Source organism: Chryseobacterium sp. DT-167, assembly GCF_058310155.1.
Genome location: NZ_JBZEEQ010000142.1, coordinates 1 through 517, shown reverse-complemented (window position 1 = coordinate 517; position 517 = coordinate 1). Strand labels below are relative to the sequence as shown.

Here is a 517-nt window from a genome sequence, read left to right as displayed (position 1 = left end):
CCAGACGGTGCAGAATTCGAGCGCGTTCTGGACGCGAGTGGCGCGACCGACGTTGTCCGTGAAGACGGAGGCCGCGAGCCCGTACCGGGTGCCGTTCGCGAGCGCGATCGCCTCCTCCTCGGTGTCGAAGGCCTGGACCGTGAAGACGGGGCCGAAGATCTCCTCCTGCACGATCTCGTGGTCCTGATCGACGTCGACGATGACCGTCGCCGGGAAGTGGAATCCCGCGCCCTCCGGCCGGTGTCCGCCCACGACGACGCGGGCACTCTCGGGGAGGCCCGCGATCTTGGGTTCGACGCGAGCGCGCTGCGCCGCGGAGCTGAGCGGACCGAGCACCGTCTCGGGGTCGAGGACATCACCGGCGGGCACGGCGGCGATGCGCTCGGTCAGACCCGCGACGACCGCGTCGAGGGCAGCGCGCTGGACGATGAGCCGGCTCGCCGCCATGCACTCCTGGCCGGCGTTGTAGAGGCCGCCGACCACGATCGCGTCGAGGGCGTCGTCTACGCGGGCGTCG

Annotated in this window: 1 protein-coding gene; it reads right to left on the bottom strand. The window is 71.4% G+C overall.

Annotated features, from left to right (window positions below; translation table 11 throughout):
- A partial coding sequence (locus AC4FQ5_RS20180) for an aldehyde dehydrogenase family protein (protein ID WP_491146534.1) occupies positions 1-517 on the bottom strand: 517 nt, incomplete at both ends.